The sequence below is a fragment of the Megasphaera sp. UBA4233 genome, assembly GCF_002395615.1.
GTDB lineage: Bacteria > Bacillota > Negativicutes > Veillonellales > Megasphaeraceae > Megasphaera > Megasphaera hexanoica.
Window position 1 is genome coordinate 324 of the sequence record NZ_DGXL01000009.1, and the last position, 15,172, is coordinate 15,495.

A 15,172-nucleotide genomic window follows, 5' to 3' on the forward strand; every position below is an offset into this window, starting at 1 on the left:
GGTGCTGCCCAGATGGACGGCGCTATCCTCGTCGTATCCGCTGCTGACGGCCCGATGCCCCAGACTCGTGAACACATCCTCCTGGCCCGCCAGGTTGGTGTACCGGCTATCGTTGTATACCTCAACAAAGCTGACCAGGTTGACGATCCGGAACTGATCGAACTCGTTGAAATGGAAGTCCGCGATCTCCTCACTTCCTATGACTTCCCTGGCGACGATGTACCTATCGTAGTCGGTTCTGCTCTGAAGGCACTGGAAGGCGATCCCGAAGCTGTACAGTCCATCAAAGACCTCATGAAAGCCGTTGATGAATACATCCCGACTCCGGACCGTCCGACAGACAAACCGTTCCTGATGCCGGTCGAAGACGTATTCACCATCACAGGCCGTGGCACTGTTGCAACAGGCCGTGTTGAACGTGGTACGATTAAAGTCGGCGACCCCGTAGAAATCGTAGGTCTGGCAGATCAGCCGAAAGATACGGTTGTAACGGGCGTAGAAATGTTCCGTAAGATCCTGGATCTGGCAGAAGCAGGCGATAACATCGGTGCACTGCTCCGTGGTATCGACCGCAAAGAAGTAGAACGCGGCCAGGTACTTGCAAAACCGGGCACGATTCATCCGCACACGAAATTCAAAGCACAGGTATATGTCCTGACGAAAGAAGAAGGCGGCCGTCATACACCGTTCTTCAACGGCTATCGTCCGCAGTTCTACTTCCGTACAACGGACGTAACGGGCGTAATCCAGCTGCCGGAAGGCACGGAAATGTGCATGCCTGGCGATAACGTCAAAATGGACGTTGAACTGATCACTCCGATCGCTATTGAAGCAGGCCTGCGTTTCGCTATCCGCGAAGGCGGCCGTACAGTAGGCGCCGGCGTTGTTTCCGAAATCGAAGGCTGATAACCCCTGTATTACCTATGGGAAAAATAAAAAAGCATCTGCGACAATCGTTGCAGGTGCTTTTTTTATTGCACAATGGATGATTAATCTGTTATAATAAAAGTATAATCTTATATAATATAATAATATCAATAAATTGTAAACCCATTTTATAATTATTTTACAACTATGGGATTGATAGCGAATCGAATATACGTGTTGGAGGTGTGAAAATGGATACATGTGACCGATTCCTGGGATGTATGCTTGGTGGTGCAGCAGGCGATGCATTAGGATATATCATCGAATTTGACGATTGGTATACTATCCGGAAAAAATTCGGGCCTTATGGATTGCGGACGATACTGCGGCTGGATGCCAATGGGAGAAAAGGCATCATCTCGGATGATACACAAATGTCTCTTTTCACTGCCGACGGACTACTTTGGGCTGCTCATGATGAATTGGCGCCAGAAGAAGGTCTGTACCGGTCGTACATGCGTTGGTATTATACACAGACAAAGCAAGTCATTCAACCGGATCAGTCTGCCTGGATGACAAGGCAGGCCCATGAAAAAGAATGGGATTACGATATGATGGGGGAAGAAGATTTATATGCCCGGCGGGCACCGGGGAAAACCTGCCTGTCCGCTCTGGCGGGAAGTGGCCGGACAGACAGCCTCTATGCCGATAATGACAGTAAAGGCTGTGGTTCCATAATGCGTGCCGCTCCTGTGGGATTGTTTTATGCAGGTGATCCGGAAAAGGCTTTTGACGTAGGTTGTCAGTCAGGGCGTCTGACTCATGGAAATCCTACGGGATATCTGGCAGCAGGAATGCTCAGCGCGTCCGTTTCTCTCCTCAGCCAGGGAAAGGAATTAGCCGATACACTGCCAGAAGTCATGCGGATATTACAAAAACATGAGCATTATGAAGGTGTAAAGCGAGCAGTTATCCGGGCCATCGATGAAGCCGTGACCGATAGGGAAGCCTGGCGGGCTATGAAACGGATCGGCAAAGGCTGGGTTGCTGAAGAAACGTATGCTCTGGCTATTTATTGCCTGTTAAAAACAGGGACGTTGAAAGATGCCGTCATTATGGCTTGTAATCAGGATGGAGACAGCGATTCGTGCGGATCAGTCTGCGGCAATATGGCAGGTGCTATGTACGGGGCTGATGCTGTGCCGCGCAGCTGGTCTCACAAATTGGAATGTGGCGGCCTCGTCACCAGCCTGGCCCAGAATCTCTATAAAATCCACGAAACAGCGAAACAGAAGAATTGAAAGTCGCTAAAATAATTCAAAAATAACATAATATGTGTCTAGTTAATTATTTGACGATATTGACATTTGTGTTATGATAGTAATAAGTGCCCATGCTTGTTGGATATCACTGAACAGTGTAAATTGGAATGCCCGTTTATTTGGCGCTCCCGGCTGGGTAAAATGAATTTGAGGCGAATAAGAACATGATACAGACGCAGGTGAATACTACTGCAAGCACAGTTAAGACAAGACATCCATACAAAACGCGTGAAGGCGGAGCGACTATTACTATTTTTGTTCCGTACAACTGCCGCAATCATTGTCCCTTCTGCATCAATAAAGAAGAATATTCCCATCCAGAAGGTTTTTCGGCAGAAAAGATATGTCATAGCATTGAAATGATGAATCAGATTACGCCCTATTGTGATTATGTGTTTACTGGTGGGGAACCGTTTGCCAATCTGGACTCTCTTCAGATGATGCTCGATAAGATTCCCACAACTCACAAGGTGTATATCAACACGACATTGCCCGTTTTTGAATTCCAGACGGAAGATGACATTGTCAATTTTACGAAACGCAATAAAGACAAGATTACATGTATCAATGTATCCCGGCATATGCAGCATTATGTCGTAGAATCCAATGATTCTCTGCTGAGTCGGCTGGCGGTTCCCTTCCGCATTAATTGCGTGCTTTACAAAAACTATCCAGCCCAGGAACTGGTACCGTATCTGGAACGGTTCTACAAAATTCCCGGCGCTTCTGTGCAGTTCCGTTTCGATTACACGGCGACGACTCCCGATAATCTGTATGATGAACAAGGTGACCGCATTCTCCATGATTTGAAACAGATTGCCACTTATACGGGCCTGGATGGGTGCCGCATGCGTTGTGGATTCCATTTTGATTATAAGGGAATGGAACTGACCTATCATAAGACGCTGCCGTATAGTACGATTGTGGAAACAGATCCTAAGACAGGAATTACCTATGATATATTGTACGATATCCTGATTAAGCAGAATGGAGATATCCATTCTGACTGGGATGGAACGCTCATGGATGTAGACGCGTACCGTAAGGTCGTATTTGAACCATATGACCTCAAATGGCTGCAGCGCAGCCGTCCTTCCCGGTTGTCCTTTGTCAAAACTGCTTGTGCCGCAATTTGAAAAATCCCGCTGTTATCTGAATGGTAGCAGCGGGCCTTTTCTTTTTCTCTACTAGGATTCACATGCAGAGTATGATAGAATATTTTATATGTATATTTGCAGTGAACACAGGAGAGGAGAGAGAGCTGTGGCAGTAACCGTCGTATTTGGCAGGGCCGGCAGCGGAAAGACTGCCCGATGCCTGGAAGAAATCAGGAATTGGTCGAAAGATGGCGGAAAGGCTGTTTTGCTCGTACCTGACCAGGCTACGTACAGTATGGAAAGACGGTTTGCATCCACCATGCCGGGTCATGGATTTATGGGAACCCAGATTTTTGGATTTTCCCGGCTGGCATTCCAGGTCTTTCAGGAACGGAACAAAGAACATGCGTCGTTATCTGAATTGAGCCGCAATATCGTACTACAGCGTCTTCTAAGGCAGCACGGCAATGTATTGACTGTCCTTCAGACTGCCGCCTCGCAACCTAATTTTGTGACGACTATGGGCCAGTTCCTCATGGAATGCCGCTCCTTCCGTATTACACCGGATATGCTGCGGAATGCGGCAGGGCTGATGAATCAGCTGACACTGTCACATAAATTGGAAGACATCGCTTCATTGTATGAAAAATACTTGGAATTTCTGGGAGAACATTTTGGAAATGCCGATGATACGATGACACTGCTGGCAAGGGAACTGCCCAACTATACGTTTATTCAGGGAGCACGGGTCTGGGTCGATGGATTTCAATGGTTCACGCCGCAGCAGTTGCAGATTCTGCTGGCAGCCGAAAAAGTGGCTGATTCGCTGACCATAACCTTGACAATGGATGCAGAACGTATTTCACAGCAGTCCCGCCATACGGCTTTGTATCACCGCCCCTGGGAAGTGTATCAGAGTCTTCTCCGCATTTTCCCCCATTTGGAAACAGAGAACCTGCCCAATCCGCCATGCAAGGGAATACGACAGTTTACCAGGCATTTCTTTCAGTCCGTTCCGGATACACAGGACGTGCCGGTTAAGGAACTCATTGTTTCAGAATGTTCTGATCGCGCGGCTGAAATGGACGCCATTGCCAGACGCATTGCCCGTCTCGTGCAATACGGATACCGGTACAGGGATTTTCTGATACTCACCCGGACTAGCAATATGTATGATGCGCTGGGAGAACGGATATGCAAGTCTTATGGTATACCGTGCTTTACTGATTATCGGCGTCCCATGGCATCTCACCCTGCCGCAGAGGCTGTTGCCGCTTTTCTGGCACTGCTACGGTCCCACTGGTCACACGAGACAGTGTTCCGCCTTCTCAAAACAGATTTATTTCCTCTGGACCGGCATGAAGTGGATATCCTGGAAAATTACTGTCTGGCCAGCGGTATCAGCAGCCGGCAGTGGCTGAGCAGCCGGGAATGGACCTATTACCCACAAAAATATATGAGCGATGATGTAAGTCAGCATCCGGAAATACAGGAACGACTGCATCAGGTCAATGAAGTGCGGCAGCGTGTTCAGCAGTATATACTTCCTTTCTGGCAGAAGGCACAGGGAGAAAAAAATTTGCGTGACTGGTGTACCCTTTTATTTACTTTTCTCCAGTCTATCCATGTTCCCGATACGCTGCGGCGTTGGAAGGAAGAAGATGAAGCAGTCCAGCGTATGACAGAAAGTAAAGAACATGAGCAGGTATGGAAAAAAATGCTGGCATTCATGGAAGAAATGACGGCCTTGTGCGGAGATGATGTGGTCAGTCTGGAAGAATTTTCCCAGATGGTGGAAGACGGCCTGAAGACGATGACGTTCAGCATTATTCCGCCGACACTGGATCATGTGACGATTACGTCAATCGAACGGGGGTATACCGGCAGTGGACGCATTGTGTTTTTATGTGGCATCAATGATGGGATTTTTCCTCAGCACAGCGGCGATGAGGGACTTCTAAGTGATGTAGAACGGCAAAGCCTGACAGAGGCCGGCGTGACGTTGGGGCCGGGGAGCCGGTTCCGTTCCCTGCAGGAAAAATTCCTGTTTTATCTGGCGGCCACCCGGGCCAGAGAACGGCTATATATCAGTTACGCACTGGCTGATGAGCAGGGCGAGGAGCTGACGCCGTCTTTGTGGATCCAGCAGTTGATAGATAAAGGATATATTGCTGGCATTCGAAAGGAAAGCGGAGAAGCTTCTCCGGCATCGGCTGCGGAGTATATCGTCTCTATGCCAGCAGCGTTGAAATATCTGCCAGTTATGCTGCGTCCGGCTGTAGAAAATAAAAAAATAGATTCCGTATGGTGGTCCTTGTATGACTGGGCGTTGCTCCATGGATGGAAACAGGTAACCGTACGGGCTGTGCAGGGCTTGTTTTATCATAACCGGCCGGATAGGCTTCCCTATGAAACCGTACGCCGCCTCTATGCTCCGGAAGGGAGGATTGTCGGTTCCGTTACCCGGTTTGAAAGTTACCGTCAGTGCCCGTTTGCGTATTTTTCGCAATATGGGCTGGGCCTTGCCGAACGGCCGGTGCAGCATTTTTCGGCACCAGATCTGGGAATGCTCGTCCATGAAGCACTGCGCCGTATTGGAGAAAAACTGCTCACCGAAGGACGGCAGTGGCAGCATTTGCAGGATGAGGAAATAGGGCCGCTGTGTACGTCCATTGTAGAAGAGTTATCGCCGAAGATACAAAACGATATTCTCATGTCCAATGCGTATTTTATTCAAATCCAGGGAAGACTGATCCAGGTTCTCATCCGGACAGTGCGGCGTTTGTGTGAATTCAATAAGTCTTCTGATTTTCATACGACTGCCGTGGAAAAGGGATTTGGACAGGGGAAAAATGCCTGGAAGGCTTTGCAATTTACGCTGGACAATGGGCTGGAGGTCATCGTGACCGGGCAGATTGACCGCATTGACACACTCCATGCAGACGATACGGATTTTGTCGTTGTCATCGATTATAAATCGGGCAGCACCGTACTGGATTTGCAGAAAATTTACATGGGACTGGAATTACAGCTCCTGACGTATATGGATGTTGCCTTGAAAAACATAGGGTCTCAGGCCGCCCCGGCAGCCGTGTTATATTGCTATGTGCGAAGCCGGAAACTTTCAGAAAACCATTTGCTCAGCCAGGAGGAAAAAATCCAGCTATACAATAAAGAGAACAAATTGAAGGGTTTTTATCTGGACAGTCCTGACGTTATCCGGTATATGGATACGGCTATGGAGGCGTCTTCGTCATTTCTTAATGTGCGGCTCAATAAGAACGGCAATCTGAGTACAGCCGGATATAATGTATTTCCCTATTCCTGGTGGCAGAAAGTGCTGAAGGTGGCTGAAAACAGGATTCATGCCATTGCTGAACAGATGGGCAGCGGCGATATTTCCATCCATCCGGTCCTCTTTGGAACGCAGAGCCATTGCCAGTATTGTCCGTATCATCCGTTCTGCGCCTTTGATCCTCATACGCAGGACAACGCCTATGATGCGGCCGGGAAATTGAAAAAAAGCGATATTATTGTCCGCATTAATCAGGAAGGAGACGATACACATGGCATGGACTCATGAACAGCAGGAAGCAATCGACAGCCGGGGACAGACACTTCTATTGTCGGCAGCTGCCGGGAGCGGCAAGACGGCTGTCCTTGTAGAACGTATCATACGCCGTCTTCTGGATCAGATAGCCCCGGTGGACATAACGGAAATGCTGGTCGTCACGTTTACCAAAGCAGCTGCTGCCGAAATGAGGGAACGGATTGCAGCGGCACTGGCCAGTAAGCTGACTGAAGAAGATTCAGAAAGGGCGGAACGGCAGCTGGCACTCATGCCTTCTGCCCATATTTCTACTCTTCATTCTTTTTGTCAGGCCGTTATCCGGAGATATTTTTATAAAATCGATATCGATCCCCGGTTTACCATTGCCGGAACGGAAGAATTAATCCTGCTGCAGCATCAGGTATTGGAGGATGTCTTTTTGTCTTATTATGAAGATCCGGATAAGGCTCAAATCCTCTATCCACTGGCGGAAATGTTTGGCGATGAACACGGCGATGACATCCTGATGGAAGAAATCATCCGTATATATCACTTTTCCCGCAGCCTGCCCTGGCCGGATGTCTGGCTGGACAAGGCTGTGGCCGATTATGCCGTAGCCGATGATGCCAGACTGGATGATCTTCCCTGGTGCCAGCCCATCAAAAAAAGGGCCCATAGTCAGATCAGCAGCATCCTGGAACGGTTACGGCAGATTTTACCCGGACTGGAGGCCCGGCCGGCACTGGAAAAAGGATATCAGCAAATACAAAATGAATATGTTATGTTGCAGTCGATTCAGGATAAGACTTCGTGGGAAGAACTGCGGCAGGCTGTACGGGCTGTCAATTATGACCGCCTTGCCAGTCTGCGTAAGCTGGACGAAGACGATAAAGAATTTTGGGAACAATGCAAAAAGGTACGCACGTCATGCAAGAAGCAGTTTACGGCCATGCGGGATATGTGGTTTGTGCCATCGGGCAGAGACTGGCTGGATGGATTGCGCAGCATGGAGCCGTATATTACAGGGCTGGTGCAGCTGACAAAAGATTTTGCCGAAGCTTACGGACAGGCAAAGAAGGAAAAAAGCTGGGTCGATTTCAATGACCTGGAACATTTTTGCCTGCAGATACTCCTGGACCCGGTTTCAACGCCGGAACATATTATCCGGTCTGATGCGGCAGAGGAATTGCGCCACACGTTTAAAGAAATCCTCATGGATGAATACCAGGATACAAACGGCGTCCAGGAAATGATAGCACGGCTGATAGCCTGCCCGGATAACCGTTTTATGGTTGGGGATATCAAACAGAGTATATACCGGTTCCGCCTGGCAGATCCTACATTATTTCTGGAAAAATACCGGGCGTACAGCCGGGATGACCGGGCGGAGCAGCGCTGCATTGACCTGGCCCGTAATTTCCGTAGCGATAGGCATATCCTGGAAGCCATCAACGACGTATTCAGCCGCATTATGACGACAGAGACAGCCGGTATGCCTTATGGTGAACGGGAACGGCTGTACGCCGGCCGTAAGGAATGCACCGACGATTCCTGGCTGGGCGGTACGGTAGAAGTCCGGTTACTCGATACAGGAGGAAGTGATGATACCGGTGCAGAGGATGACCAGCCATCAGAATTGGTTTCTGATGAGCTGGCCGGGGACGGGGAGGACGAACGTACGGCATTTGAAAAAGAGTGCCAGATGGTGGCCCGATGCCTGATAGACATGAAACATTCCGGTCAGTGTATCCAACGTAAAGATAGTTCCATGGAGCCCGTTTCCTGGCGCCATATGGTTGTGCTGCTCCGTTCACTGAAAAATAAAGCACAAGTCATGGCCCGGATTTTTCAGGAAGCGGGAATCCCCGTATATGCCGATGAAAGCGGCGGGTATTTTGCCGCTATAGAAGTACAGGTCATGCTGGCTTTGCTGCGATGCATCGATAACCCGGAACAGGATCTTCCCATGGCGGCAGTCCTCCGGTCACCGCTGGTCAAAATGGATGAGTCGGCCCTGGCCTGCCTTCATCTGACAGGAGACGGAACATTGTGGCAGAAACTGCCTGCATATGTACAAACGTTATCCGATGAGGATGCCGCTCCATTACGGGATTTTATGCGGCATCTGGAACAGTGGCGGACGTTCAGCCGGCGCGCCAGTGTTGCCGAATTATTGCAGCGGCTGTATGAGGACACGGGGTATATCCATTTTGTCGGAGGTATGCCCGGCGGTGCCGTCCGGCAGGCTAATCTCCGGGCTCTGTATGAACGGGCCCGGCAATATGAAGAAGCGGGATATCGCGGATTATTCCGCTATCTGCAGCTCATCGACAAGATGCAGGAAGACGAGCTCGATCTGGCTCCGGCCAAAGTACTGGGAGAAGGGGAAGATGTTGTACGCATCATTTCCATCCACAAAAGTAAAGGATTGGAATTTCCTGTTGTCGTCGTAGCCGATATGGGGAAACAGTTCAATGAAACAGACCTTTCCAAGGACATACTGCTCCATAAATCTTTAGGGATCGGCCTGCGGCAATTTGATACGGAATGGCGGATTTCTTATCCTGACTTCATTTGGAGCGGTCTGAGGGAACAACTAGCCTGGGAAGGACGGGCAGAAGAACAGCGCGTACTCTACGTTGCGATGACCCGGGCACGGGATAAACTGATCCTGACAGGTACTGTCAAAGATATGGGAAAAGCCTGGAAACACTGGCAAAAAGAAGGCAGTCCATCGGAAGGAAAGTCATATCTCGATTGGCTCATGCCTCTTTTTGCAGGGGCGGATCAGTGGAAACAGACCAATGAAAAGGTTATGGCGGGACTGGAAAGTGATGAAATGCACGGCCTTTGGCGCCTGGCTTTATATCACCAAATTCCGACTTTGGAAGAAGTGGCACCGGATATATCCCTTGATTCACCGTTGCAGCAGGTGCGCCGCGGTGAACCGGTAGGAGCCCTGATTCCCGGCTGGATGGAGCAAACCTTAGCCTGGCACTATCCGTGGCCTAAAGCGACGGGGACAGCAGCCAAGTATTCTGTCTCTGAAATCAAAAGACAGTATCAGCTCCAACACCAGGATGAATGGGAAGAAGAACGGGAACTGGCAGCGACGGGGGCCGGGGCAGACCGTGAGGAAGACGTGTTTGGCCGGCTGCCGGCATGGATGGATGGAAGGGAAGAGGAAGAAACGGGCGCCCGCCGTGGTACGATTGTTCATAAAATCATGCAGTATCTGGATATCAGGGCTGACATGAACCGGAACGATATAGATGCACAGCTCCGGTCCTGGCAGGCTCAGGAATTATTTACAGCAGAAGAAGTATCAATGGCCTATCTGCCGCCAATCCTTGCGTTTTGTCATTCGCCGCTCAGCCGGCGCATGGCGTCGTCAGACCGCATACTCCGGGAATATCCGTTCAGCATCCTCCTTCCTGCCGGCGGTCTCCTGCCGGACGCAGAACCGGGAGAGGAAATACTGGTGCAGGGCGTTATCGACTGTTTATTCCGGGAGGGTGATGGATGGGTATTGATTGATTATAAGACAGACCGTCTCGATGATGCGGACGCCTTTATCAAACGGTATGGCGTACAGATTTCTCTCTACAGGCAGGCTGTAGAAAAGATCAGTGGCCGTCCCGTACGGGAGGCCTATATGTATAGTTTCCGCCTGGAAACGGCGATTCGTGTAGAATAGGAGTATATCATGAGTGTATTTGATATTGTAGGGCCTGTCATGATTGGCCCTTCCAGCTCGCATACGGCCGGTGCTGCGCGTATCGGTCTCATGGCGAGGAATATATTAAAGGACGAACCGGTAAAGGCCATGATTACCGTATATGGGTCGTTTGCCAAGACTTATAAAGGCCATGGGACAGATAAGGCGCTGGTCGCCGGCCTCCTGGGTTTTTCAGCGGATGATACCCGGCTCCGGGACTCCTTTTCCATAGCGGCCGAAAAAGGGCTGGAAATTACCCTGCGGCGATCTGATGAAGAAGTAGATCATCCGAATACAGTCCGCATTGCCATGACAGGCAAAAATGGCAATCAGGCAGAAATATTGGGCGTTTCCTTGGGTGGTGGTAAGATTGAAATCCGCGAAATCAATGGATTTGAGGTCTCTCTCAATGGGGAAGAACATACCCTGATTACGCTGCATCGTGATCAGCCGGGAATCATCGCCCAAGCGACGACGATTATGGCAATCGGGCATATCAATGTTTCGACGATGAAGGTGTTCCGCAGCGGCAAACACGCCAATGCGGTCATGATTGTCTGCACAGACAGTCCGGTACCGGCAGAAATGGTCAGCCTGATTGGCAATATTTCAGCTATCGAGAGCGTCATTACGCTGGCACCGTTATAGGAGGTACAGGAGAGATGTACGAATACGAATATAAAACGCTGGAAGAACTTTCTCACAGGGCAGCCCAGCATGATATACGGATAGCGGACGTCGTTATCCGCCACGAAATGGAAACCTCTGAACAGACGGAAAAGGTGGTGCGGCAGCGCATGGTTTCCCGGCTGGAGGTATTTCGTGAATCCATAGAGGCCGGTCTTACCGATACGGGAACTTCTGTAAGCGGACTCGTCGGGGGAGATGCAAATAAACTGTCCCATAGCAGTGGCCGGCTGCTGGGGAGCCTGCCACGCAAGGCAGAGATGTATGCGCTGGCTGTCAGTGAAGCCAATGCCAAGATGTTCAAAATCGTCGCTTGCCCGACGGCAGGTTCTTGTGGTATCGTTCCAGCTGTTCTTATGGCAGTCAGTGAAGAACTGGGAACGAGTCCGGATGAAAATGTAGAAGCTCTTTTTACGGCCGCAGGAATTGGGGCTGTCGTATCCCGCAATGCGTCAGTTGCCGGAGCTGTCGGCGGTTGTCAGGCCGAATGCGGGACAGCTGCTGCCATGGCTGCCGCGGCGGCTGCCCAACTGGCGGGTGGTTCTGATGATGCAATCCTGCAGGCTATGGCACTGTGCATGAAAAACACACTGGGGCTGGCCTGTGATCCCGTAGCCGGTCTGGTAGAAGTGCCCTGTGTCAAGCGGAATGCCTGCCTGGCTGTAATGGCTGTCGGTGCAGCTGAAATGGCCCTGGCCGGTATCCGCAGTGTCATTCCGCCTGATGAAGTCATCAGTGCTATGGCTGAAATCGGCCGTATGATGCCCGTTGCCCTTAAAGAAACATCCGATGGCGGCCTTGCCAGAACGGAAACGGGAAAGGCCGTTGCCCGGAGGCTGGAACAGGAAATGAACGAAGGCTGATGCTGGGACACGACATAGAAAAAGGACTTATGGCATAAAGATTTTTTACCTTTATGCCATAAGTCCTTTCTTTGTGTATCCGTATTTATTTTTCAGCAATAGCCGGGCGGATTACCGGGCCGCTTTGTTTGCTGTAAACTGTGACATTGTTTCTGGCAAAAGCCGGCTGGCCTTCCAGACGACGATAAATTGCACGGCACAACCCCGTCGAGACAGGTGCCGCTTTCGGTTGTCGTGAGAATGCGAGAATCAGATCGGATTCAAACTGGCTTAATTCGACGCATTTTATTTTCATCTGGTAATCATCCCTTTAAGTGTAAATTTACATACGCTGACCCGGAACAGTCAATTAATATATATATTCTACTATAAAGACCTATCTTTGACAAGAAGGGATGCGGCTAGTAAAATAAAAGATACGTTATGATGTGCAGGAAGGAGAAGCATATGGGCTGGCAACTGGAAAAAGCATTAAATGAACGACTGGCGAGGGAAACGGGGTATGTCGTGCATCCATTTGGCAGCCGTCATACGATGGCTGTCTGTTACCCTAATACCTATGAGACGGGTATGAGCAATCTGGGAATGCAGATTATTTACCGGGAGGTAAACAGTCGTAATGATTTTCAATGCGAACGGGCATTTCTGCCAGATAAGAAATTGAAGAAAATCTATGAAAAAGAACATTCCCCACTTCTGACACTGGAAAATAAGCGGCCACTGTGTGATTTTGAAATTCTTGGCTTTTCTGTCAATTTCGAGATGGACTATTTTAACATCCCGGATATTCTCGAAGCTGGTCATATTCCTGTCCGGGCTGCAGACAGGACAGAAACCGATCCGCTGGTAGTCATGGGTGGTCCTGTCGCTTTCTTTAATCCCGAGCCGCTGGCGTTGTTTATGGATGTCTGCCTGATTGGAGAAGGAGAAGAACTGATTCATGCATTTCTCGACGCCTGGCTTCAGGCAAAGGCCGACGGAGCCGGAAGGCAGGAGTTGCTGCGCCGTCTGGCAAGGGTTGAAGGCGTATACGTTCCTTCCCTGTATCATCACGTGTATGATGATAGGGGAAATTTGATGCGCATCGATGCCGAACCAGGTATACCCCATCGCGTACGCCGGCAATGGCATGAACTGACCCGGCCAGGGGAAACGGTCGTCGCTACGCCAGATACGGAATTTGGATCCATGTATCTCATTGAAATTGCCCGTGGATGTGGCCGTCACTGCCGGTTCTGCATGGCTGGGTATTGTTACCGCCGTCCCCGTGTGCGTCCGCTGGAATATGTCAAAGCTGCCGTTCTCCGGGGGAAGAAGCTGGGTAAAAAGATAGGCCTCATGGGTGCTGCCATTTCCGATTATCCGTACATTGACGAATTAGTCACATTCATCCGTCAGCAGGGACTGGCTTTTTCCTGTGCGTCTCTGCGTGCAGATTCCATTACGCCTGTTATTGTCAAAGGCATTGCGGAAAGCGGGCAGAAGACGATTACCCTGGCACCGGAAGCTGGCAGTGAGCATATGCGGAACATTATCAATAAAGGAATTACAGAAGAACATCTCCTCCAATCCATCGATTTATGTACGGCTGCGGGAATCCGTAAGGTGCGGATGTATATCATGATAGGTCTCCCCATGGAAACGGATGAAGATATACAGGGAATTGTGGATATGACACGCCGGGTACGGGAACACATGGACCGCATTGGCAACAAAAGCAGTATTACCCTGAGCATCAATCCTTTTATTCCAAAACCGATGACGCCCTTTCAGTGGATGGCCATGACGGAACAAAAAGTCGTGGAACGGAGACTGGCATATATAAAAAAAGAGGCAGGGCGCATACGGCAGACGGAAGTTTTGGCTGAACCACTGCGGCAGTGCTATATCCAGGGGGTCCTTTCCCGGGGGGACCGCCGCGTGGGGGAACTGCTTCTGAAAGCCCATTCTTACGGAGGTGTCAGGGGCTGGAAACGGGCTGTCCGGGAAACAGGATTTGATGTAGAATCATTTTTATATACGCCACGGCAGACCGACGAACTCCTTCCCTGGAGTGTACTCGATAATGGTCTGGCAGAGGATTACCTGATCCGGGAACGGGAGAAGGCTGAAAAAGGTGAGTTCACCATACCATGCTTTGAAGGATGCCGGCGATGTCATGTATGTGGAGGTACAAATGGGGACACAGTGGATTAAACATAAGGACGGGATTGCCTGGGAAGAAAGCGGGCAGCTGCATCGTGCCGGCCTGTGCCATGGCGTTACTGGCCGCACGGGCGGGGTAAGTCCGGCTCCGTATCATTCTCTAAACCTGGCATTGCACGTAGGAGATTCCGTATCATGCGTCCTGGAAAACCGGCGCCGTCTCTGTGCCCATCTGGGCTGCCGCCTCGATGTACTGACTACACCGCAGCAGACTCATGAAGATCACGTAATCGCCGTCGGAGACAGCGAGATAGGACGGGGGGCCGGCAGTTATCACGATGCCTTTCCCCATACGGATGCGCTTATGACCAGCCGGCCTGGAGTGCTGCTCCTGATCTGTATTGCCGACTGTGTGCCGGTTATCCTGTATGATCCGGTAAAAAAAGCCTGCGCAGTCATTCATGATGGCTGGCGTGGTACGGCATCCCGGCTGGCTTCCAAGACGGTTTTTGCCATGCAGACCGTATATGGATCACAGCCACGGGATATTCTCGCCTTTATCGGGCCGTCTATTTCCCGGGAGCATTTCGAGGTCAGTGAAGCGACGTCAGATATTTTCCGCCATATGGGACCGGCCTATGACCAATGTGTCTATAAAACAGCGGATACGGTCTGCGTTGATTTATGGCAGGCAAACCAGCAGCTGTTGCTGCATGCGGGGCTGCTGCCACAGCACATCGATACGACAACCCATTGCGCGTATCAGGATGAACAAGCCTTTTATTCATATCGTCGCGATGGCGGTCATACCGGACGGATGGCAGCCTTCGCCATGATTCCGGCAATATGACGATTGGGGCAGATTTTTTCCAAAAATACTAGCATTTATAAGGCGTAATATATATAATAGAGTAAGTGCCAAG

At 50.2% G+C, this 15,172-nt stretch carries 10 protein-coding genes; 9 read left to right on the forward strand and 1 reads right to left on the reverse strand.

Annotation, left to right across the window (positions count from 1 at the left end):
* The 7 genes from tuf to sdaAA all read left to right on the forward strand — a co-directional run.
* On the forward strand, positions 1 to 906 hold a 906-nt coding region (tuf, locus tag B2U90_RS01930), incomplete at its 5' end, for an elongation factor Tu (protein WP_292016976.1).
* Positions 907 to 1,118: 212 nt separating this feature from the next.
* Positions 1,119 to 2,168: an ADP-ribosylglycohydrolase family protein gene (locus B2U90_RS01935; RefSeq protein WP_059076174.1), complete on the forward strand. Its 1,050-nt coding sequence runs from the start codon at positions 1,119 to 1,121 to the stop codon at positions 2,166 to 2,168.
* Between the two features lie 185 nt (positions 2,169 to 2,353).
* On the forward strand, positions 2,354 to 3,325 hold the full coding sequence (locus B2U90_RS01940) for a 4Fe-4S cluster-binding domain-containing protein (RefSeq protein WP_059076173.1): 972 nt from the start codon (positions 2,354 to 2,356) through the stop codon (positions 3,323 to 3,325).
* Between the two features lie 127 nt (positions 3,326 to 3,452).
* Positions 3,453 to 6,869 carry a helicase-exonuclease AddAB subunit AddB gene (gene addB / locus B2U90_RS01945; RefSeq protein ID WP_292016977.1) on the forward strand — a complete coding sequence of 1,139 codons (3,417 nt, stop codon included), beginning with the start codon at positions 3,453 to 3,455 and terminating at the stop codon, positions 6,867 to 6,869.
* Positions 6,853 to 10,533, forward strand: coding sequence for a helicase-exonuclease AddAB subunit AddA (gene addA / locus B2U90_RS01950; protein ID WP_292016978.1), 3,681 nt, complete (start codon positions 6,853 to 6,855; stop codon positions 10,531 to 10,533). Before addB ends, addA begins: the two co-directional genes overlap by 17 nt.
* A gap of 9 nt (positions 10,534 to 10,542) precedes the next feature.
* The gene (gene sdaAB / locus B2U90_RS01955) at positions 10,543 to 11,202 is read left to right on the forward strand and encodes an L-serine ammonia-lyase, iron-sulfur-dependent subunit beta (protein WP_059076170.1); all 660 of its coding nucleotides are present in this window, start codon (positions 10,543 to 10,545) and stop codon (positions 11,200 to 11,202) included.
* 14 nt (positions 11,203 to 11,216) lie between these two features.
* Positions 11,217 to 12,104 (forward strand): L-serine ammonia-lyase, iron-sulfur-dependent, subunit alpha, encoded by an 888-nt coding sequence (sdaAA, locus tag B2U90_RS01960; RefSeq protein ID WP_059076169.1) that lies wholly within the window; start codon positions 11,217 to 11,219, stop codon positions 12,102 to 12,104.
* An 85-nt stretch (positions 12,105 to 12,189) separates the two neighbouring features.
* On the opposite strand, the gene B2U90_RS01965 is transcribed toward sdaAA, so the two are convergent.
* Complete coding sequence (locus B2U90_RS01965) at positions 12,190 to 12,399, reverse strand: hypothetical protein (protein ID WP_059076168.1); 210 nt, start codon at positions 12,397 to 12,399, stop codon at positions 12,190 to 12,192.
* Between the two features lie 152 nt (positions 12,400 to 12,551).
* Here B2U90_RS01965 and B2U90_RS01970 point away from each other — a divergent pair, with 152 nt between their 5' ends.
* Positions 12,552 to 14,300, forward strand: a complete 1,749-nt coding sequence (locus B2U90_RS01970) for a radical SAM protein (protein WP_059076167.1) — start codon at positions 12,552 to 12,554, stop codon at positions 14,298 to 14,300.
* A complete protein-coding gene (pgeF, locus tag B2U90_RS01975; RefSeq protein WP_234995381.1) occupies positions 14,221 to 15,099 on the forward strand; it encodes a peptidoglycan editing factor PgeF in 879 nt (292 codons plus the stop codon). The genes B2U90_RS01970 and pgeF overlap by 80 nt, the downstream gene beginning before the upstream one ends.
* The last annotated feature ends 73 nt before the right edge of the window (positions 15,100 to 15,172 follow it).

Coding starts and splice junctions, on each gene's coding strand:
- B2U90_RS01940 (WP_059076173.1), top strand. CDS start 2,354: ATGATACAGACGCAGGTGAATACTACTGCAAGCACAGTTAAGACAAGA.
- sdaAA (WP_059076169.1), top strand. CDS start 11,217: ATGTACGAATACGAATATAAAACGCTGGAAGAACTTTCTCACAGGGCA.
- B2U90_RS01965 (WP_059076168.1), bottom strand. CDS start 12,399: ATGAAAATAAAATGCGTCGAATTAAGCCAGTTTGAATCCGATCTGATT.
- addA (WP_292016978.1), top strand. CDS start 6,853: ATGGCATGGACTCATGAACAGCAGGAAGCAATCGACAGCCGGGGACAG.
- sdaAB (WP_059076170.1), top strand. CDS start 10,543: ATGAGTGTATTTGATATTGTAGGGCCTGTCATGATTGGCCCTTCCAGC.
- B2U90_RS01935 (WP_059076174.1), top strand. CDS start 1,119: ATGGATACATGTGACCGATTCCTGGGATGTATGCTTGGTGGTGCAGCA.
- B2U90_RS01970 (WP_059076167.1), top strand. CDS start 12,552: ATGGGCTGGCAACTGGAAAAAGCATTAAATGAACGACTGGCGAGGGAA.